15 protein-coding genes are annotated in these 21,053 nt (G+C 70.3%); 6 read left to right on the top strand and 9 right to left on the bottom strand.

The genetic code is table 11. From position 1 onward, the window contains the following. Window positions 1-10: 10 nt before the first annotated feature. Window positions 11-1,207, bottom strand: coding sequence for an alpha/beta fold hydrolase (locus ACFQUV_RS12865; RefSeq protein WP_129611475.1), 1,197 nt, complete (start codon window positions 1,205-1,207; stop codon window positions 11-13). A 349-nt stretch (window positions 1,208-1,556) separates the two neighbouring features. On the opposite strand from ACFQUV_RS12865, the gene ACFQUV_RS12860 reads away from it, so the two are divergent. Continuing rightward, window positions 1,557-1,748: a hypothetical protein gene (locus ACFQUV_RS12860; protein WP_129611474.1), complete on the top strand. Its 192-nt coding sequence runs from the start codon at window positions 1,557-1,559 to the stop codon at window positions 1,746-1,748. Window positions 1,749-1,816: 68 nt separating this feature from the next. On the opposite strand, the gene ACFQUV_RS12855 is transcribed toward ACFQUV_RS12860, so the two are convergent. Next, window positions 1,817-5,059, bottom strand: coding sequence for an efflux RND transporter permease subunit (locus ACFQUV_RS12855; protein WP_129611473.1), 3,243 nt, complete (start codon window positions 5,057-5,059; stop codon window positions 1,817-1,819). A gap of 231 nt (window positions 5,060-5,290) precedes the next feature. Continuing rightward, complete coding sequence (locus tag ACFQUV_RS12850) at window positions 5,291-6,511, bottom strand: efflux RND transporter periplasmic adaptor subunit (protein ID WP_129611472.1); 1,221 nt, start codon at window positions 6,509-6,511, stop codon at window positions 5,291-5,293. A 110-nt stretch (window positions 6,512-6,621) separates the two neighbouring features. Here ACFQUV_RS12850 and ACFQUV_RS12845 point away from each other — a divergent pair, with 110 nt between their 5' ends. Further along, window positions 6,622-7,209, top strand: a complete 588-nt coding sequence (locus ACFQUV_RS12845) for a TetR/AcrR family transcriptional regulator (protein WP_129611471.1) — start codon at window positions 6,622-6,624, stop codon at window positions 7,207-7,209. 31 nt (window positions 7,210-7,240) lie between these two features. On the opposite strand, the gene ACFQUV_RS12840 is transcribed toward ACFQUV_RS12845, so the two are convergent. Next, on the bottom strand, window positions 7,241-7,498 hold the full coding sequence (locus tag ACFQUV_RS12840) for a hypothetical protein (protein WP_129611470.1): 258 nt from the start codon (window positions 7,496-7,498) through the stop codon (window positions 7,241-7,243). Window positions 7,499-7,627: 129 nt separating this feature from the next. Here ACFQUV_RS12840 and ACFQUV_RS12835 point away from each other — a divergent pair, with 129 nt between their 5' ends. Both ACFQUV_RS12835 and leuD read left to right on the top strand, forming a co-directional pair. Further along, entirely contained in the window at window positions 7,628-8,068 is a 441-nt protein-coding gene (locus ACFQUV_RS12835; RefSeq protein WP_111388449.1) for a metallopeptidase family protein, read from the top strand. Window positions 8,069-8,269: 201 nt separating this feature from the next. Then, window positions 8,270-8,875 (top strand): 3-isopropylmalate dehydratase small subunit, encoded by a 606-nt coding sequence (gene leuD / locus ACFQUV_RS12830; protein ID WP_111388451.1) that lies wholly within the window; start codon window positions 8,270-8,272, stop codon window positions 8,873-8,875. A 271-nt stretch (window positions 8,876-9,146) separates the two neighbouring features. On the opposite strand, the gene ACFQUV_RS12825 is transcribed toward leuD, so the two are convergent. The 5 genes from ACFQUV_RS12825 to ACFQUV_RS12805 all read right to left on the bottom strand — a co-directional run bounded on the left by ACFQUV_RS12825 (window position 9,147) and on the right by ACFQUV_RS12805 (window position 17,307). Beyond that, window positions 9,147-10,007: an SDR family NAD(P)-dependent oxidoreductase gene (locus ACFQUV_RS12825; protein ID WP_129611469.1), complete on the bottom strand. Its 861-nt coding sequence runs from the start codon at window positions 10,005-10,007 to the stop codon at window positions 9,147-9,149. Window positions 10,008-10,200: 193 nt separating this feature from the next. Further along, window positions 10,201-11,145, bottom strand: a complete 945-nt coding sequence (locus tag ACFQUV_RS12820) for a carbamate kinase (protein ID WP_129611468.1) — start codon at window positions 11,143-11,145, stop codon at window positions 10,201-10,203. 25 nt (window positions 11,146-11,170) lie between these two features. Beyond that, window positions 11,171-12,364, bottom strand: a complete 1,194-nt coding sequence (gene ygeW, locus ACFQUV_RS12815) for a knotted carbamoyltransferase YgeW (RefSeq protein WP_129611467.1) — start codon at window positions 12,362-12,364, stop codon at window positions 11,171-11,173. A gap of 75 nt (window positions 12,365-12,439) precedes the next feature. After that, window positions 12,440-15,724 carry a putative selenate reductase subunit YgfK gene (gene ygfK, locus ACFQUV_RS12810; protein ID WP_129611466.1) on the bottom strand — a complete coding sequence of 1,095 codons (3,285 nt, stop codon included), beginning with the start codon at window positions 15,722-15,724 and terminating at the stop codon, window positions 12,440-12,442. 41 nt (window positions 15,725-15,765) lie between these two features. Next, on the bottom strand, window positions 15,766-17,307 hold the full coding sequence (locus tag ACFQUV_RS12805) for a M20/M25/M40 family metallo-hydrolase (RefSeq protein WP_129611465.1): 1,542 nt from the start codon (window positions 17,305-17,307) through the stop codon (window positions 15,766-15,768). 250 nt (window positions 17,308-17,557) lie between these two features. On the opposite strand from ACFQUV_RS12805, the gene ACFQUV_RS12800 reads away from it, so the two are divergent. Beyond that, the gene (locus ACFQUV_RS12800; RefSeq protein ID WP_158859604.1) at window positions 17,558-18,382 is read left to right on the top strand and encodes a MurR/RpiR family transcriptional regulator; all 825 of its coding nucleotides are present in this window, start codon (window positions 17,558-17,560) and stop codon (window positions 18,380-18,382) included. A 13-nt stretch (window positions 18,383-18,395) separates the two neighbouring features. After that, window positions 18,396-21,032, top strand: coding sequence for a selenium-dependent xanthine dehydrogenase (xdh, locus tag ACFQUV_RS12795; RefSeq protein WP_129611464.1), 2,637 nt, complete (start codon window positions 18,396-18,398; stop codon window positions 21,030-21,032). The last annotated feature ends 21 nt before the right edge of the window (window positions 21,033-21,053 follow it).

The raw sequence follows: 21,053 nt of genomic DNA, 5'->3' as shown, positions 1-21,053 counted from the left end.
GAGCTTCCGGTCAGGCCGGCGCGAGGGCCGGGGCCGCGACCGGGCGATCGAGCCAGGCGACGATGCCGGGCCAAGTCTCGGCCAGGATCGTGCGGCCCATGAACAGGCCCAGATGGGTCGACGGCACCACGAGGGCGGCCCGGCCCTCCGGCGGCGTGCCGAGCCGGTCGAGGATGCCGGTGACCTGGGCGGGCGCTACCAGCGCGTCGTCGCGGCCGGCGAGCAGCAGCACCGGCAGCCGCAGCGCGGACAGATCGATACGCCGGCCGAGCGCCGTGAGGGCCGAGCGCGCCAGCCGGTTCTCCTTGTAGAGCCACTGAACGACCTGGAGGTAGTACGTGCCGGGCAGGTCGACGGTCCAGTCGTACCAGTCGCGGAACCGCTGCATGAGCGCCGCCTCGGCGGCGTCGACGGGCGCACCGTCGTGCCGGGCGCCGTCGTGCCGGCCGCCGTCGGCCTCGCCGAGCTGGAGCTCGCGGCGGATGGCCGTCGGCGACGTCGGCGCCGGGCCCCACAGGCCGAGCATGAGCTGGCCGAGCAGCACCCCGTCGCCGAGCCGCAGCAGATCCGCGAAGCCGGACAGCGGCGTCGTCCCGGCGAGCCGCGACAGGCCGGAGTCGCCGGCCGCGACATCGAGCGGCGCACCGCCGATCACCAGCCGCCGCACCTTGCCGGGAAAGCGCGCCGCGAACAGCAGCGCCATCCAGCCGCCCTGGCAGATGCCGACGAGATCGACCGGCTCGTCGAAGGCGTCCACTGCGACGTTGAGGTCGGCCAGCAGGGTGTCGATGCCGAAGTCGCGCATGGCCGGCGTTGCCGAGCGCCATTCGACGAGATGGAGCCGGGTCCGTCCGGCGGCCCGCAGGGCCTCGACCAGGCTGTGGCCGGGGGCGAAGTCGGCGACGGTGGCGCCGTGCAGCGCATAGGGGGCGCAGATCAGGGTGGGGGGTGGGGTGGCGTCCGGATGGTTCGAGGCGGCGTCCTGCGGCTCCTGCGTCGTGGAGAAATCACGCAGCAGCAGGGTCGGCAGCTCGAGCACCACGCGATTGTCGGAAGCCCAGTCGGGCCGCACCAGGGGGGGCCGCAGCGCCTCCTCGGTGGCGGTCCTGCGGGCGATCTCATGCAAGAAGGCGGCAGTCGCCTCGCTGGCCGACACGGCCGCCAGCATGGGCCACAGCAACGCCGAGGGGAACGACGGACCCGCCATGCGCGTCACCCCTGGTCCGCGGCCCGCCACTGCTTCGGCGTGGGCGGGGCGGCGGTCGATGCCGCTCCCGGAGCCGCCCCCGAAGCGTACGCCTCCCGGCGCCACGCCACAAGCGGGCAAGTGCCTCGCGGCACCCGTCCCGAGAGCGTGGGGACGAGCCGCACGTGGCGGCGTCGCGTCGCGGCCCCGTCGCCTGCCGGGCGTGAAGATTGTATGGTGGTCGGCAGTTCTAGAGCGGAATCCGATCCAACTGGATCGTGTTCCGCTCTAGAAGTCTTTGCATGATCGCATTTTCGACGGCGAACCGGCGTCCACTTCGCCGGAAAATGCTCTAGTGAGCGAGGTGCCGATGCCCTACCTGATCACCGGCCACGATACGGCCGGCGCGCTGACCCTGAGGCGGGAGTCCCCCGCGGCGGCCATCAAGAAGGCGGACGAGCTGCTGGGCGAGGGGGTGACCGACATCGCCATCGTCGACCCCGAGGGGCAGAGCTACAGCCTCCACGAGTTCGCGGCCCGTCACGCCCCCGCCGGGGCGTGAGGCCGGACGCCAAGTGAGGCCGAGACGGCGCGGCCGCAGTCGCGCCGTCGGCTCAGGCCAGCGCCGTCTCAGGCCAGCGTCGCCGGCTCCTGCGACGCCGCGGCCGGCGGATGCGCCGGTGATCCGGGCGTCACCGCGGCGGGCGGGGCGTCCGTCGGTGGGCCGGCCAGATGCTTGAGCGGCCGGTTGCCGGTCAGCGCCCGCAGCAGCACGTAGAACACCGGCGTCAGGAAGATGCCGAAGATCGTCACCCCGATCATGCCGCCGAACACGGCGAGCCCCATCGCCTGGCGCATCTCGGCGCCGGCGCCCGTCGAGGTGACGAGCGGCAGCACGCCCATGATGAACGCCATCGAGGTCATCAGGATCGGCCGCAGCCGCAGCCGGCTCGCCTCGATGGCGGCCTCCACCGGCCGGCGCCCGGCGAATTCCAGCTCGCGGGCGAACTCGACGATCAGGATGGCGTTCTTGGCCGACAGGCCGACCAGCACGATGAGCCCGATCTGGGTGAAGATGTTGTTGTCGCCGCCGCCGAGCCAGACGCCCGTCATGGCGGCGAGCAAGCCCATCGGCACGATCAGGATGATGGCGAGCGGCAGCGTCAGGCTCTCGTAGAGCGCGGCGAGCACCAGGAACACCAAGAGCACCGCGATCGGGAACACGATGACGCCCGAGTTGCCGGCCAGGATCTCCTGATAGGTCAGCTCGGTCCATTCGAACGCGAAGCCCGGCGGCAGCGTCTCGGCGGCGATGCGCTCGATCGCCGCCTGGGCCTGCCCGGTCGAGTATCCGGGCGCGGCGGCGCCGTTGATGTCGGCCGACAGGAAGCCGTTGTAGCGCATCGCCCGCTCGGGGCCGGCGGTGGGCTTCACCTGGAGCACCGCGGCGAGCGGCACCATCTCGCCGGTCGTCGAGCGCACCCGCAGCGCACCCAGATCCTCCGGGCGGGCACGGAACCCCGCGTCGGCCTGAACGCGGACCGAGTAGGTGCGGCCGAAGGTGTTGAAGTCGTTCACGTAGACCGAGCCCAGATAGGTCTGGAGCGTCTCGAACACGTCGGCCACCGGCACCGCGAGCTGGCGCGCCTTGACGCGGTCGATGTCGGCGTGGAGCTGCGGCACGTTGATCTGATAGCTGGAGAACATCGCCATCAGCTCGGGCGCCTGCGCGGCGCGTGCCAGGAAGGCATCGGTCGCTTCCTTGAGGGCCGCGTAGCCGCGGCCGGCGCGATCCTCGATCTGGAGCTTGAAGCCGCCGATGGTGCCGATGCCCGATACCGGCGGCGGCGGGAACATGGCGACGAACGCCTCGTCGATCCCGGCGAAGCTCTGGTTGAGGGTGCGGGCGATCGCCGGTCCGGACAGCTCCGGGCTGCGGCGCTCTTCGAAGGCCGTGAGGCCGACGAACACGATGCCGGCGTTCGACGAGTTGGTGAAGCCGGCGATCGACAGGCCCGGGAACGCGATGGCGTGCTCGACGCCGGGCGTCTTCAGCGAGATGTCGCTCATCCGCCGGATCACCGCCTCGGTGCGGTCGAGGGTGGCGCCGTCGGGAAGCTGGGCGAAACCGATCAGGTACTGCTTGTCCTGGCCCGGCACGAAGCCACCCGGCACCGCCTTGAACAGCCCGAAGGTGACGCCGATCAGCACCAGATAGATCGCCATCGCCACGGCGCGATGGCGGATCACGCCGCCGACGCTCGTTCCATAGGATGCGGAGGCGCGCCCGAAGGCACGGTTGAAGCCGCGGAAGAACCAGCCGAGCACGCGGTCGAGGCCGCGCGACACGATGTCCTTGGGGGCGTCGTGCGACTTCAGCAGCAGGGCCGCGAGCGCCGGCGACAGGGTGAGCGAGTTGATCGCCGAGATCACCGTCGAGATCGCGATGGTGAGCGCGAACTGGCGATAGAACTGGCCGGTGAGGCCGCTGATGAAGGCGAGCGGCACGAACACCGCGACCAGCACCAGGGCGATCGCCACGATCGGCCCGGACACCTCCGCCATGGCGCGATAGCTCGCCTCGCGCGGCGACAGGCCGTTCTCGATGTTGCGCTCGACGTTCTCGACCACCACGATCGCGTCGTCGACCACGATGCCGATCGCCAGCACCAGGCCGAACAGCGTCAGCGCGTTGATCGAGAAGCTGAAGGCGTACATCACCGCGAAGGTACCGACCACCGAAACCGGCACCGCCAGCAACGGGATGATCGAGGCGCGCCAGGTCTGGAGGAACAGGATCACCACCAGGACCACCAGCACGATCGCTTCGAGCAGCGTGTGCACCACCGCCTCGATGGAGGCGCGGATGAACTGGGTCGGGTCGTAGACGATGGAATAGTCGACGCCGTCCGGCATCGCGGGTTTCATCTCAGCCATGGCGCGGCGGACGCCCTCCGAGATGGCGAGCGCGTTGGAGCCGGGCGACTGAAAGATGCCGATCGCCACCGCCTGCCTGTTGTCGAGCAGCGAGCGCAGCGCATAGTCGGAGGCGCCGAGCTCGATGCGGGCGATGTCGCGCAGCCGGGTGATCTCGCCGGCGGTGCCGGTCTTCACCACGATCTCGCCGAACTCCTCCTCGCTCTGCAACCGGCCCTGGGCGTTGACCGAGAGCTGGAAGTCGAGCGCGGCGGCGTTGGGCGGGCCGCCGATGACGCCGGCGGCGGCCTGTACGTTCTGGGCGCGGATCTCGCGCACCACGTCGCCGGCCGACAGGCCGTGCTCCACCACCTTCTGCGGGTCGAGCCACACCCGCATGGCGTAGTCGCCGGCGCCCCACATCAGCACCTGGCCGACGCCGGTGATGCGCGCGAGCCGGTCCTTCACGTTGAGCACCGCGTAGTTACGCAGATAGGTGGCGTCGTAGCGGTCGTCCGGCGACAGCAGATGCACCACCATGGTGAGATCGGGCGAGCTCTTCACCGTGGTGATGCCGAGGCGGCGGACGTCCTCGGGCAGCCGCGGCTCCGCCTGCGAGACGCGGTTCTGAACGAGCTGCTGGGCCTTGTCGGGATCGGTGCCGAGCCGGAACGTCACCGTCAGCGTCATCACGCCGTCGGTGGTCGCCTGGCTCTCCATGTAGAGCATGCCCTCGACGCCGTTGACCTGCTCCTCGATGGGCGTCGCCACCGACTCGGCGATCACCTTGGGGTTGGCGCCCGGGAAGGTGGCACGCACCACCACGGCGGGCGGCGCCACCTCGGGATACTCGGAGATCGGCATCACCCGCAGGGCGAGGAGGCCGGCCAGGAAGATCAGCACCGACAGCACGCCGGCGAAGATCGGACGGTCGATGAAGAAGCGCGAGAACGACATGGGGGGTCCGCTGGTTCGGGGGTCGACGCGAGCGGCGTCGCCGTCGGAGGTCCGGCGGCGGCGGAGCAGGGGGCGAGGCGAGCGCCGCACCGGCGGGCGGGACGAAAGGGGGCCATTCCCGCCCGCGCCGCACGGATCGCCGCCTCGCCCGGCGCGTCGCCCCGGGGCGACGCGGTTCGCGCATCGGTCGTCGTCGCCGGCGGTGTGGGCTCCGACGGCGATGCGCGAAGGTCAGGGTGTCGCCGCGCTGACCCGCACCGGGTCGGGCGTGGTCCAGGCCGCCGTCTCCATCGGCACCGGCTTCGGATCGACGGTGGCGCCCGGCCGCACCTTCTGAAGACCGTTGACGACGATTCGCTCGCCGGCCTCGAGCCCGCGGGTGACGACCCGCAGGCCGTCCACATGGGCGCCGAGCGCGACCGTGCGATAGGTCGCCTTGCCGTCGTCGCCGACCACCAGGACGAAGCGCTTGTCCTGGTCGGTGCCGACCGCCCGCTCGTTGACGAGGAGCGCCGGCTCGGTCTTGGCGCGGCCGAGCCGCAGGCGGACGAACTGGCCCGGCATCAGCGTGTGGCGGGGATTGTCGAACACGGCCCGCACCCGCACCGTGCCGGTGCGCCCGTCGACCTGGTTGTCGATGAGCTGCACCCAGCCTTGGCGCGGCTCGTCGCGCGAGGGGTCGTCCATCAGCACCGGGATGCGGTCGACCGCGGTGTGCGGATCGGCATTGCCGTCGAGCCCGCCGAGCGCCCGCGCCACCGTGCGCTCGTCGGCGTTGAAGCCCGCATAGATCGGGTCGGTCGACACCAGGGTGGTCAGCACCGGGGCGCCGGCGCCCGCCGCCACCAGGTTGCCGACGGTGATGTCCTGGCGGCCGACCCGGCCGGAGACCGGCGCCCGCACCTCGGTCCAGCCGAGATTGAGGCGTGCCGTCGCGAGACTGGCCCGGGCGGCCTCCAGATTGGCGGCGGCCTCGCGCTCGGCATTGACGCGCTGGTCGAGGTCGCGCTGCGACACGGTGCGCGACGTCCACAGCTGCTGGCCGCGGTCGAGGTCGTTGCGGGCGAGGGCGAGCCGCGCCTCCGCGGCGGCGACCTGCGCCTCGGCGCGCGCCACCTCGGCCGCGTAGGGGGCGGGATCGATGGTCACCAGCAGATCGCCCTGGCGCACCAGGGCGCCCTCGACGAAGTGGATGCTCTGGATGGCGCCGGCCACCCGCGGCCGCACCTCCACCCGCTCGATCGCCTCCAGCCGGCCGGAGAACTCCTCGTAGAGCGTGACGTCGCGGCGCGCCACGGTGGCGACCGGCACCGTCACCGGCGCGGCGGCGGCCGGGCCTCCGCTGCTCGACCGCGCGTCGCCGGTGCCGAGCCGCATCAGTCCGGCGGCTCCGCCCACGAGAATGGCGGCCACGGCGGTGCCGATGAGAAGTCGGCGGAGAGGGGGTGTCATGGTAGGCTCCGTCACCAGCTAATTTGTAGTGAGTGCTACATAAGGGTGGTGGACGGCCGCCGTCAAGGGACTTATATAACGATCAGTAAAAAACAAGAAGGTGGAGAGACATGCGACTGGGACGTCCGCGGGAGTTCGACATGGACGAGGCTCTCGATCGCGCCCTGGCGGTGTTCTGGCGGCGCGGATTCGAGGGGGCCTCGATCGCCGAGCTGACCCAGGCCATGGGCATCAACCCGCCCAGCCTCTATGCGGCCTTCGGCAACAAGCAGGGCCTGTTCCGCAAGGTCCTCGATCGCTACCTGTCGGTGCGCACCACGTTCTGGGACGACGCCATGAAGGAGCCGACCGCCCGCGGGTTGGTGGAGCGGCTGCTGCACGGCACCGCCGACTTCATGACCGATCCGGCCAACCCGCCGGGCTGCCTGCTGGTGCGCGGCACCCTCGCGTGCAGCGACATGGCGCAGGACGTCCACCGCCAGATGGTCGAGTGCCGCTGCGAGGGCGAGCGGGTGATGCGCGACAGGTTCGCGGCCGCGCAGGCGAACGGCGAGTTGCCCGCCGATGCCGACCCGGCGGCGCTCGCCGGCTACGTCGCCACCGTGCTGGAGGGCATGTCGGTCCACGCCGCCGGTGGCGCCACCCGGGAGGAGCTGCACAAGGTGGCCGACACGGCGCTGCGCGCCTGGCCGAGCTAGAGCAAGTCCGTGGCGGCCCGGCTGCGACCGATCAGCGATACGCCCAGCGGCAGCGCATCTGCGGCGTGATGACGTCGCCGGAGGGGCGCCGCTCCACCGCCAGCCAGTCGACGCATTCGCGGTAGAGCCGGCGGGTCGGGGTGACCTGGATGCGGGTCGGTGCCCGGGCGGCGCGGCGGGCGGGCTCGTCGGCCCGCAGGCCGGACTGCGCGAGCGCGGTGCCGCTGTCGGCGGCCACCAGGAGACCGAGCGCCAGCAGCGCCGCGCCGACGACCTTGATGCCCCGCATGATCGGCCCTCCCCTGTCGGCCGAACCTCGCGCATCGGCGCGGTTCATGTCAATCTGCCGGTGCGGCCCGCGCGGCGGGTCGACCGGCTGCGGCGGCGCGGCCGCGCCGATCCCGGCCCCGAAAGAGCGATGTCCGAATCTTCGTCCGTGTCTCCGCTGTCCGATCCGCTCGCCTGGCGCGCCATCAAGGCCCCGAGCCTGGCCGAGTTCGAAGTGCTCGCCACCGAGGTGTTCCGGCGGCTGCCCGCCCGTTTTCGCCGGATGTGCGACGGGCTGGTGATCCAGGTCGACGAGTTTCCCACCGAGGAGGTGCTCGACCACATGCGCCTGGACAGCGAGTTCGACCTGCTCGGCCTGTTCCAGGGCATCGGGCTGCCGTTCCGCTCCGACAGCGCGCCGGTGCAGATGCCCAACATGGTCTGGCTCTATCGGCGCCCCATCCTGGATTACTGGGCCGAGCACGACGAGACCCTGGGGGCGATCGTCACCCATGTGCTGGTGCACGAGATCGGCCACCACTTCGGGCTGTCGGACGACGACATGGCGGCGATCGAGAAGGCGGCCGGCTGACTCCGGCGCGCCGGGCGCCCCACCGCCGCGGCGGCTCCTCGACTTGACCCCCGGCCCGCCGGGCGGCCCCCTCTGCGGTGGCTCCTCGACTTGACCCCGGCGCCCCGAGCGTCCATGACCAGCCGATCGAGCGTGCGCCGACCAGCACCCGAGCCGATTAGCACCGCGCCGACCAGGACCGCGCCGACCAGGACCGCCCGCATGGACACGTTCACCGTTCTCGAAGGCATCGCCGCGCCGCTGCGGACCATCAACGTCGACACCGACGCGATCATTCCGAAGCAGTACCTGAAGACCATCAAGCGCACCGGGCTCGGCAAGGGCCTGTTCGCCGAGAAGCGCTTCCGCGACGACGGCTCGGAGAACCCCGACTTCGTCCTCAACAAGCCCGCCTATCGCGAGGCGAAGATTCTCGTCGCCGGCGACAATTTCGGCTGCGGCTCGTCGCGCGAGCATGCCCCCTGGGCGCTCCTCGACTACGGCATCCGCGCCGTGATCTCCACCTCGTTCGGCGACATCTTCTACAACAACTGCTTCAAGAACGGCATCCTGCCCATCAAGGTCTCGCCCGAGGACCTGGAGAAGCTGTTCGACGACGCCGAGCGCGGCGCCAATGCGCGGCTCACCATCGATCTCGCCAAGCAGGAGATTCGCGGTCCCGACGGCGGTGTGATCCGCTTCGACGTCGATCCGCACCGCAAGCACTGCCTGCTCAACGGCCTCGACGACATCGGCCTGACGCTGGAGAAACAGTCGCGCATCACCAGCTTCGAGCAGCAGGCCCGCGAGCAGCGCCCCTGGGCCTGACGGCCCGGTCTTCTTGCAGGAGGGCGCGAGGCGCGCCCCTGGGCCTGATGGCGAGGGCGCGAGACGCGCGCCCTGAGCCTGTACTGTTTTCTGGTGATCGGTTCGCGTCATTCCGGGGCGCCGCGCAGCGGCGAGCCCGTAATCCAGCGGCAAGCCTCGTCCAACGGCAAACTCCAAGCTCTCGGCTGGATTCCGGACAGCCGCTTCGCGGCTTCCGGAATGACACCGAGTTGATCACCAGCCGGCGGCACACGCCGCCGGCGTCTCGCCGTTACGACGACGGCGGTCGGCCCGCCTTGACGAAGGCCGCGAAGGCTTCGGCATGGTCCGGGTGCCAGCGCGACAGCGCCGGCCGGTTCTCGACGATGTCGCCGGCCGCCCACAGGATGCGCCGCTCGTCCAGCGCCCGCGGCACCTCGTTGTCCGGGCACAGGATGTAGAAGTCGCCGGCGTCGAGGTGGTGCATCATCGACGCGACGGTCTGTTCCGGCGTCCAGGCGCCGGGCGGCATCTCGGTGCGGCCGCGCGCCGTCAGCGGCGTGAACACGAAGCCCGGGATGAGCAGATGCGCCGTCACGGCGCAGCCCTCGATGCTGCGCAGCTCGTGCGCCAGCATCTCGGTCACCACCTTCACGCCCGCCTTCGAGACGTTGTAGGCGGGATCGCCCGGCGGCGTGGTGATGCCCTGCTTGGAGCCGGTGTTGACGACGAGGCCCGGCCGTCCGCGCGCGATCATGGCCGGCACGAACGCCTGGCAGCCGTGGATGACGCCCCACAGGTTGACGTCGAGGACCCGTTGCCACACCGCCTCGGCGCCGAACATGCGGCTCCCCGGCTGCACGCCGGCATTGTTCATCAGCACGTCGGTGCCGCCGAAGCGGGCGTGCATCGCCGCGGCGAGGGCGTCGACATCCTCGCGCCGGCTGACGTCGGTGACCTGCGTCAGCACGGTCGTGTCCGGCGCGGCTGCCCGCACCGCGGCGGCGGCCTCGGCCAGCCGGTCGTCGCCGACGTCGGCGATGCACACGACGAGCCCGCGGTGGGCGAACGCCGTGGCGGCGGCGAGACCGATGCCGGAGGCGCCGCCGGTGACGACCGCGACAGCTCCGGGCACGAGGGCGGGATGGGACATCGGGTTCTCCTCTCGGCCGCTGGATGTACGGTGGGGCGGAGCCCGGTTCAAGGCAACGGGTGTCCCGCCCGCCCGAGGCCAGGGGTCGGCGCGGCGCATGCGTGGGGCGTGAGCGGCATCAACGAAAACGCCGCCCGGATCGCTCCGGGCGGCGTTCGTCGCGTCGAGCGGCGTCGCCGCTCGCAAGGGACACTCACAGCGTGACGTGCGTTCCGGTCTTGCCGGCGAGCGCGTCGACCAGGTGCTCGGGGTCGGTGATGATGGCCTGCTTGCCGCCGCCTTCCAGGAAGGCGACGACGGCCTCCACCTTGGGCAGCATGCTGCCGGGCTTGAAGTGGCCTTCGGCCATGTACCGCTTGGCGTCCGCCACCGTCATGGCATCGAGCGCCCGCTGGGTCGGCTTGCCGAAGTCGAGGCACACCTTCTCGACCCCGGTGGTGATGACCAGCACCTCGGCGCCGAGCTGCTTGGCCAGCAGGCTCGATGCGAGGTCCTTGTCGACGACCGCGGAGGCGCCGGTGAGGTCGCCGTTCGACTCCTCGACGACCGCGATGCCGCCGCCGCCCGCCGCGATCACCACGAAGCCGGCGTCGAGCAGGCACTTCACCGCGTCGAGATCGACGATGCCCTTCGGCACCGGCGAGGCGACGACCCGCCGCCAGCCGCGGCCGGCGTCCTCGACCACGTCCCAGCCGTCCTTCACCCGGCGCTCCTCGGCGCGCTCCTTCGACAGGAACGAGCCGATCGGCTTGGTCGGGTTGCGGAACGCCGGATCGTCACGATCGACGAGCACCAGCGTCACCACGGCGGCGGGCGAGCGGGCGAGGCCGTGCCGCCGCAGCTCGTTGCGCAAGGCCCGCTCGAGCTGATAGCCGAGCGCCCCTTGGGTGTCGGCGACGCAGGAGTCGAGCGGCACCTGATGCAGCGCCGGCGCGGCGATCTCCGAGCGCAGCAGGATGAACCCGACCTGCGGGCCGTTCCCGTGGGTGACCACGAGGCGCAGGTCGGGATCGTGGAGGAGCGGCACCATCTGGGCGCAAGCCCGCTCCGCCGCACGGTACTGGTCGGGCACCGACTGGTGGGTCTCGTCCGAGATGAACGAGTTCCCGCCCAGCGCGACCACCACGGTCTTCGTCATGACACGCTCCGGTGAGGGCCTCGGCTCAGAGGCTGAGGCTCTTGGCGCGGCGCACCACCTGCTCCAGCTTGGCGGCCGGATCGCGCAGGCGGGTGAGGAACATCAGCGCGCTGATGACGAACGGCTTGTAGCTCGCCTCGTTGTAGGTGGGGATGCGATACTGCTCGAACACCTCGGCGCTGACCTCGCCTTCCTTGCAGCTCACATCGGTGATGTCGGCCGGCAGGCAGTGCATGTAGAGCGCCGACTTGTCGTGCGTCAGGTTCATCTTGGCGCGGTCGCACTCCCAGCTCTTGAACTTGGCGTTGTTGGCGAGGCACTCCTTCTCCAGCGCCTTGAGGCCGTCCTTGTCGGAGACCTTCAGCAGCTCGGTGCGGCGCTGCATGACCTGATAGGGCGCCCACGACTTCGGATAGACGATGTGGGCGCCCTTGAAGGCGTCCTCCATGCTGTTGACCACCTCGAACTTGCCGCCGGTCTCGGCGGCGTTCTTGCGGGCGATGTCGACCACCTCGGGGATCAGGCCGTAGCCTTCCGGATGGGCGAGGCTGACGTCCATGCCGAAGCGGGTCATCAGGCCGATGATGCCCTGCGGCACCGACAGCGGCTTGCCGTAGCTCGGGCTGTAGGCCCAGGTCATGGCGATCTTCTTGCCCTTGAGCTTGTCGAGGCCGCCGAAGTGCTTCTTCAGCCAGGCGAGATCGGCCAGCGCCTGGGTCGGGTGGTCGACGTCGCACTGGAGATTGACGATGCTCGGGCGGCGATGCAGCACGCCCTGCTGGGTGCCCTCCGTGAGCGCCTCGCCGACCTCGCGCATGTAGGCGTTGCCGGCGCCGAGATACATGTCGTCACGGATGCCGATCACCTCGGCCATGAACGAGATCATGTTGGCGGTCTCGCGCACCGTCTCGCCGTGGGCGATCTGGCTCTTCTCCTCGTCGAGCTCCGACAGGGTGAAGCCGAGCGCGCTCGCCGCCGCCGCGAACGAGAAGCGGGTCCGGGTCGAGTTGTCGCGGAAGATCGAGATGGCGAGGCCGGACTCGAAGGCGCGGTACGAGATGCCGTCGCGATGCAGCGTCTTCAGTGCCTCGGCGAGCGTCAGGATCGCCTTGATCTCGTCGAGCGGATGCTCCCAGGTGAGCAGGAAGTCCTTGTGGAACAGGTCGGTCTTCAGGCTCTTGAAGTCGGCGAGCAGAGACTCGACGGCGGCGCTGGACATGGTTGGTTCCTCTGAGTTGGGACCTGAGCAGCGTCGCGCTGCTCGACGGGTCGGGGTTGGTCGATCGGCGTCGGGTCAGCAGGCTGGCAGCACGGACTCGGCGTCGAGGAGGGCGATCAGGGTGGCGCAGGGCGACAGGTCGAGCGTCTCGCCCTCGGCGAGCGGGCCGGCCGGCTCGCAGCCGAGCAGGCTCCAGCCGCTCGGATCGAGGCGGGCCACCAGCTTGTCGGACCGATAGGTCGCGGTGCCGTCGTGGCGTTCGAGACGGTGAACATGCCCACCGAGCTTGGCCTCGACCGCGACACCGTCGTCGCGGTGCTCCAGCCGGAAGGCGTCGCTGGTGGCCTCGCGCCAGCCATCGGCGTCGACCCAGAAGCGCGGCTTCATGCGATAGGGCGCTCCCGAGGTCGGGCAGAACGGCGTGCAGTTGCCGCACTCGTTGCAGAAATCGCCGACATTGACGATCTGCACCTGCTGGCGCACCGCGTAGGACACGGTGCCGGTCTCGACGAGACGGCCACCGCGGGCCTCCAGGGCCGGCCAGGTCACGCTGTAAGGCGTCACCGTGTAGGCCAGGTTGGCGCGGTTGGGGCACACCGTGACGCACAGGCTGCACAGCTCGTCGCAGTCCAGGCAGCGGCTCGCCTCGCGCATCGCCGCCTCGGGACCGAAGCCGCCGATCACCTCGGCGAAGCCGGCTCGCTCGGCGACCGGCAGCACCGGCACGGTCTGCGGCGCGATGCGGCGCGCCTTCTTGTCGACCAGCGCGCTCGGATCGGCGTGCTTGTCGAGCACCGGCTCGGCCGCCAGCGCGACACCATGGCGGCGACCGATCTCGGCCGCGACGGCGCGGCCGTCGGCGATCGCCTTGATCACCGAGGCGGGCCCGCGCGAGACGTCACCGCCCGCGAACAGGCCGGAGACGCTGGTCTCGCCGGTGGCGGCGTCGGTCACCAGGGTGCCGTCGCGGCGACGCTCGATGTCGAGCCCGTCGAGGAAGTCGAGCACCGGCTCCTGGCCGATCGCCGGGATGATGGTGTCGGCGAGCAGCATCTCCTCGCCGCCGGCCGGCACCGGCCGCGGCCGGCCCGACTCATCGTAGGGACCGAGCTTCATGCGGGTGCAGGCGAGGGCGACGACGCGGCCGTTCTCGGTCACCACCCGGGCCGGGGCGACGAGGTCGCGGATCACCGCGCCTTCCTCCAGGCAATGGGTGATCTCCTCGATGTCGGCCGGCATCTCGGTGCGGGTGCGACGGTACACGATGGTCACCTCGCCGTCGGGAACGAGGCGACGCGCCGTGCGGGCGGCGTCCATGGCCGAGTTGCCGCCGCCGATCACCAGGATGCGGCGGCCGATCGCGGGCGGGCGCTTGGCCCGCACGGCGTTGAGGAACGCGATGGCGTCGACCACGCCCTCGGCGCTCTCGCCATCGATGCCGAGCCGCTTGCCGCGCTGGGCGCCGACGCCGAGGAACACGTAGGGGAAGTCCCGGCGAAGCTCGGCCAGCGTGATGTCGCGACCGAGCGCCTTGCCGAACTCGATGCGCACGCCGAGCCGGCGCACGCGGTCGATGTCGGAGACGATGGCGGTGTCGGCGAGCCGGTAGGCCGGAACGACGCCATCGACGGTGCCGCCCGCCGAGGCGCGCGCATCGAACACCACCGGCTCGAAGCCGGCCTTGACCAGATAGTAGGCGGCGGCGAGACCGGCCGGTCCGGCGCCGACGATGGCCACCTTGATGCCGTTCGGTGCGCCGGGGCGCTCGGTCGGCGCGGTGCCGTGCTCGAAGGCGAAGCGCTTCACCTCGCGAATGGCGAGCGGCGCGTCGTAGAAATTGCGGACGCAGCGCTCGGTGCAGGGATGGTCGCAGATGCTGCCGGTCATGCCGGGCTGCGGGTTGGTGCGCAGAATCACGTCGAGCGCGTCGGTCGGCCGGTTGCGGCCGACCAGCCACAGGTAGTCCGGAATGTTCTGGTGCGCCGGGCACGCCTCCTGGCACGGCGCCGCGATGCAGTCGAAGCGGCCGAGCGGTCGCGGACCCTTGAACTGGAGCGGCCGTTCGCGCTTGGCGTAACGGTGCTCGGCGGCGACCCGCTCGGCGTGGCGGAGGAGAGTGTGGCGGGGCCCCTTGCCGCCCGAGCGCGCCGCCACGAAAGCCTCGATGCTGTCGGCCTTGGCGTCCGACATGGCGGCGTTGAGGTTGACGAGATACTGCTGGAGCCGGCCGTAGCCGCCGGGCTTGAGCAGATCGGTGCAGACCGTGACGGGCCCGAGCCCGTCGGCGACGAGATCCGGGAAGTTCTGGGCGTCGGCACCGCCGCAGAAGCTGATCGGCACCCGGCCTTCCAGCTCCTCGGTGACGAGACGCGCCAGCGTCAGCGTCAGCGGGTGCAGGGCGCGGCCCGACATGTACATCATCTTCTCGGAGACCGGGAACACCGGCCGCCGGTTGACCACTTCGAGCGTGTTGGAGAGCTTGAGCCCGAAGCTCTGCGGCAGGCCGACAGCGACGGCGGCGAGGTTCTTCACCATCGTCATCGCGTCGGCGAAGCGCGGGTCGTGCTCGAAGGCGGCGTCCGGCACCTCGATGTTGTCGAAGCCGAGCGTGTCGTTGAGCAGGCCGCGCAGGCGATCGGGACCGAGCAGCGTCGGGTTCAACTTGATCCAGGTGTGGACGCCGAGATCGGTCAACAGATAGCGGGCGATGCGCTCGATCTCGCTCGGCGGGCAGCCGTGCATGGTCGACAGCGTGACGTGGTCGGAGATCTGGCGCGGGATCTCGATGTCGCGCACCGCCGGATAGACCGAGGCGACCTCGTCGATCGCCTCGGAGAGGGCATCACCCGCGTCGCGCAGCGATGCGATGAACCACTGCACGCGCGGGTTCTGAATGCCGGCCAGGTCGTAGCCGACACTCATGGCGAAGTGGGTGCCCGGATCGGCGAGGCCCATCCGATGCGCCAGGGCGTGCATCAGCACCCAGGCGTTGAGGTACTCCCGAAAGGACTGCTCCAGCTTCAGCTCCTGAGACCATTCGCAGTTGAAGGTCTCGTCGGCCGAATCGATGCACGGTCTGGCGACCGCGATCTCGTCGAGAATCTGGACCGTCTTCAGCTCGATGAAGCGCGCGCCGCACAGCCAGCTCGCCACGATGTTCTGGGCGAGCTGCGTGTGGGGGCCGGCCGCGACGCCGAGCGGCGCCGCGATCGTGCGTCCGAACACCCGCGAGGCGAGTCGCGGTCCGGGGACCGCGAAGCTCGCCTGCGGGATACCCAGAACCGTGTCGCGCGAGTCCAGCTCGCCGAAGATCCAGCGGGCGAGAAGCTCGAGCGGGGCAGGGCGGAACGGCTTGTCCATGGGGCACCCGTGCTGTGTGAGGCCTTATGCGGCCATCTCGGTCACTGTCCGGCCGCGAAGACGCTGGGGAAGCGCGCCAGGAACGCCACGGCGTGCCGCACCTCGCGGACGTCGACGCATTCGGCGATCTTGTGGGTGTTCTGCTCGATGCCGGGCGCGAAGCCGAACATCGCCGGGTGCTTGTAGGCGCCCGACACCACCCAGTTCTTCGATGCGGTCACCGGGATCGAGGTGTCGTCCTTCGGCACCGGATAGCCGACGCCGTCGGTGGAGAAGATCCAGCGATCGACGCGCGGCTCCTTCGGGATGAAGCCACCCTCGTTCTGCTTGCCGTTCACATGCGGGCTGACGACGCCCTCGTAGGACGTGACCGCGGCCTTGATGGCGGGGTGATCCTCGGGCGTGACCCAGCCGAGATAGATCTGCGGATTGTTGAGCACGTAGCCCTTCCAGCTCGCATCCGGATAGACCGGAATGGCGACCTCGACCTCGAGGCCGGCGGCGCGCGCCGCGGCGACCGACGACAGGTTCTCGACGTCCTTGACGGCTTGCTCGGGCGTCTCGCCGATGGTGAGGCGGCGGTCGAAGCGGAACACGAAGCGGGCCGGCACGGCGCAGTCGCTCGGCGAATCGAGGGTCGCCCACGAGGCGGTGCGGGTGCCGTGGCCGAGGAACGGGTTGTCGAGGAAGCCGTCGCGCTTCTCGTACTTCTCGGCCGCCTCCTTGATGATGGCGCCGCCGTATTCGAGCGGGTTGAGGCCCATCCACGGCATCGAGCCGTGCGACGAGCGGCCCGTCACCGTCACCTCGATCTGCATGCGGCCGCGCTGGCCGCGATAGATGCCGAGGGCGCCCTTCTTGGCGTCGCCGGTCGAGTCGGTGAGGATCACGACGTCCGGAATCAGCTCGGGCTTGGCGCCCGGCAGCACGTTGCGCATCACATACATCGGGCCGGCGCCGTCGTTGTCCTCCTCGCAGACGGTCGCGTAGGAGCGCACGATCACGCCCTTGAGGGCGCCTTCCGGAGCGAGCTCCAGCATGATCTTGGAGGCGACGATCTGGGCGATGACGCCGCCGAGCTGATCGGCCGAGCCGCGCCCGAACAAGAGATTGTCCCACTCGGTTTCCGGCGGCACCCAGCCGAGCTCCTTCTCGAGCATCGCCTTGGTGATCTTCGAGCGGTCGATGAGGCCGTTGTAGACGTCGACGCCGCCGTTGGTCTTGGCCAGCCACACGTCGCGCAGCGGCTTCACGGTGTCGGTGTGGCCGTCGAGATAGATCACTTTCTTCTGATCGGCCGGGATGCCGTCGCTCGGGTCCGATACGGTCCACACGAGATTGCCGAACGCATCGAAGTCGACGTCTTCGGGCCGGCGCACGGCACCGATCTCGACGATGCGGCGACGCAGGTAGTCGAGCCGCGGGAACTCGTGATTGGAGGTGCCGCAACGCGGATCACCGCCCTGCTCGACCGGACGATCCACGTAATCGGCCGGGATGCGGATCGCTTCCTTCAGGATCTCGATCGCCAACGGATGATACTTGGCAGCCAGCTCGGCCACGCGCTTGTCGAGGTTCGACATGTCGATCTCCAGTTGAATGCCGCAGGCTGGACAGCCCGGACCGTTCGCCCGTTGGTTGCGAGCTGCGCCGGGCCGCACGTCCGCGGTCGTGCTCGGCCGGCGGCGTGCGTGTTTGTCGCAACTCGGGACGGTCCGGATGCCGTCGCGCCTCGGCGCGGCCTATACCCGGATCATCCAGCCTCATGAAACACGAATTTTGTGATTGCGTCTAGATGAAATTTGTGTTTCCTTTCGTCGCATGGGGCTTCCCTTGGACCACGCCATCCGCCTTCACTACGAGCGGCTCCCGGCCGGCGAGCGCAAGATCGCCGACGTGCTGCTGTCGATGGGGGGCGAGCTCGCGGCCTACTCGGCGACCGAGCTGGCCGAGCGCGCCGGTGTGTCGAAGGCCACCGCGACCCGCCTGGTGCGCCGCCTCGGCTTCGTCGACTATCAGGATCTCCGTCAGCAGGCGCGGGCCAGCTATGCGGCCGGCTCGCCGCTCGCCGAGATGCACGGCGCCGTCCTGCCGGGATCGCTCGGTCGTCATCTGGAGCACGACCTGTCGTGCCTCACCCGCACGCTGGAAGGCGTCGCGGTCGAGGAGGCGCGGCTCGCCGTCCGTATTCTCGCGGATGCCGGCAGCGTGTGGACGATCGGCTTCCGCAACAGCTATGCGCTGGCGCTCTATGCGCGCGAGCTGCTGGTTCATGTGAAGCCCGACGTCCGGCTGCTGCCGGTGCCGGGCCAGACGCTCGCCGAGGATTTGTCGGCGCTGTCGCCGGGCGATGCCGTGCTGATGGTCGGCTTCCGCCGCCGGCCGCCGGTGTTCGCCAAGACGCTGCGCGTCGCCAACGAGGCGGGCGCCCGTGTGGTGCTGCTCGCCGATCCGTCGCTCGGCGATCTCGCCGACGAGGCCGCCGTCACCTTCCGCTGCCTCGGCCGCGGCGCCAATCTGTTCGATTCCTACGTGGCTCCGATGAGCCTCCTCAACTACCTCTGCGCGGAGGTCGCGCTCGCACTCGGCGAGACCGCGCGGACCAAGCTTCGGCGCAGCGAGCAGCTGCACGACGCCTTCGGCGACTTTGGCTTCTAGAAGGGGCGCCCCAATGAAGACCGTCCGCTTCCGGCTGAACGGAGAACCTCGCGAGCTGGAGGCGTCGGGCGACGAGCCGTTGCTCGACGTGCTGCGCGAGACCTTCAAGATCAAGTCGATCAAGCCCGGCTGCGGCCCGCAGAAGGAGTGCGGCTGCTGCCTGGTGCTGATCGAGGGCCAGCCCAAGGTCACCTGCTCGATCAAGATCGCGCAGGTGGAGGGCCGCTCGATCCTGACGCTCGAAGGCGTCTCCGACAACGAGCTCCAGCTCTATGCCGACGCCTTCCAGGCGGCCGCCGGCCTGCAATGCGGCTACTGCACGCCCGGCCTCGTGCTGCGCACCAAGTATCTCACCGATCAGGACCGCGAGCTGACGCGCGACGAGATCGCCAAGGCGATCGACGGGCATCTGTGCCGCTGCACCGGCTACGTCAAGATCATCGATGCCATCGAGCTGATCCACAAGGCCAAGCGCGGTGGCGCGCTGCCGACCGTGATCGACAATGGCGGCGTCGGCGAATCGCTCCAGCGCTGGCAGGGTGGCGACCTGGCGCTCGGCCGCCGTCCGTTCGTCGCCGACATCGACGTCGCCGGCCTGCTGCACGGCGTCGTGGTGCTGTCGCCGCACGCCCGCGCGCTGGTGAAGCGCATCGACACCACGAAGGCGCTGGCGCTGCCCGGCGTGCGCGCGGTGGCGACCGCCAAGGCCGTGCCCGGCGACCGCTGGGTCGGCCTCATCTACAAGGACTGGCCGTGCTTCGTCGCCGAGGGCGAGGAGGTCCGCTATGTCGGCGACGTCGTCGCCGCGGTGGCGGCCGACACGGCCCGCATCGCCCGCGAGGCCGCCAAGCTGGTCGAGGTGGAGTACGAGCCGCTGCCGGCGGTGCTCGATCCGTTCGAGTCGGTGAAGCCCGGTGCCCCGCAGGTCAACCCCAAGCACGCCAACGTGCTGTCGGTGACCCGCATCGAGAAGGGCGACGCCGATGCGGCGCTCGCCGCCTCCGCCCATGTGGTCACCGGCACCTGGCAGACCCAACGCATCGAGCATCTGTTCCTGGAGACCGAGGCGTGCCTGGCGGTGCCGCTGCCGGACGGCCGCCTTCACATGTACAGCCAGGGCCAGGGCATCTTCGACGACCGCCGCCAGGTCGCCGCCATCCTCGGCGAGCCGGAGGACAAGCTGTTCGTCGAGCTGGTGCCGAACGGCGGCGCCTTCGGGGGCCGCGAGGACATGACCATCCAGGCCCAGACCGGCCTGCTGGCGCGCCTCACCGGCCGCCCGGTGCGGGTGACGCTGACGCGCGAAGAGTCGGTGCGCATGCACCCGAAGCGCCATCCGCTCACCATGACATACGAAGTCGGCTGTGATGCCGAAGGGCATCTCACCGCCGCCAAGGTGCGCATCATGGGCGACTCGGGCGCCTATGCGTCGGTCGGCGGCAAGGTGCTGGAGCGTGCCGCCGGGCATGCGGTCGGCCCCTACAAGGTGCCGGCGATCGACATCGAATCGACCGCCGCCTACACCAACAATCCGCCGTGCGGTGCCATGCGCGGCTTCGGCGTCAACCAGACCAGCTTCGCCATCGAGGGCTGCCTCGATCTGCTCGCCGAGAAGGTCGGCATCGACGGCTTCGAGATGCGCTGGCGCAACGTGCTGCGCAACGGCGACACCTACACGACCGGCCAGATCCTGGAGCGTGCGGTCGGCGTCGAGAAGACGCTGGCGGCCATCAAGGACGACTACTATGCGGCCAAGAACGCCGGCCGCGCGGTCGGCATCGCCTGTGCGCTGAAGAACTCCGGCCTCGGCAACGGCGCCATCGAGCGCGGCCATGCCCGCCTCGTGGTGCAGCCCGACGGCACCGTCGACCTGCACACCGGCTTCACCGAGATGGGGCAGGGGCTTCTCACCATCCTGACCCAGTGCGCCGTCGAGGTGACGCATCTGCCGGCCGAGGTGTTCCGCCCGCAGGTCAACACCCGCTTCGAGCTCGGCGCCGGCCAGACCACCGGCTCGCGCGCCACGCTGCTGGCCGGCCGTGCCATGATCGACGCCGCCGAGAAGCTGCGCGCCGATCTCGCCCAGGGCCTGTCGCTCGATCAGCTCGCCGGCCGCGTCTATGTGGGCGAGACCGTGATCGACGACACCACGGCGCCGGGCGAGACCAAGAACGGCAAGATCAAGACCCACACCACCTTCGGCTGGGCCAGCCAGATGGTGGTGCTCGACGACAAGGGCGCGCTCGCCGAGGTGGTGGCGGCCCACGACGTCGGCCGCGCCCTCAACCCGCAGCAGTGCACCGCGCAGATCGAGGGCGCCGTCCACATGGGCCTCGGCTACGCTCTCACCGAGGAGCTTCCGTGCAAGGACGGCATGCCGGTGACCGCCAAGCTGCGCGAGATCGGCGTCCTGCGCGCCCAGCACATGCCGAAGGTGAAGGTGATCCTGGTGGAGGAGCCGGAGCCCGACGGCCCGTTCGGCGCCAAGGGCGTCGGCGAGATCGGCCTGGTGCCGACCGCCGGTGCGGTCGCCGGGGCACTCGCGATGTTCGACGGCACCCGCCACCATCGGCTGCCGATGAAGGAGTCGTCTGCCGCACGCGCCATCAATGTCGGCCACATTCCCGGTGACCGCAGCGACTGGCACTGACCCCCGCGACGGAGCCCGACG

The organism is Rhodoplanes sp. P11, assembly GCF_964266735.1.
GTDB classification, from domain to species: domain Bacteria; phylum Pseudomonadota; class Alphaproteobacteria; order Rhizobiales; family Xanthobacteraceae; genus Rhodoplanes; species Rhodoplanes serenus.
Note: the sequence above shows the minus strand (reverse complement) of the source record. Positions and strands in the feature narration are given on the sequence as shown.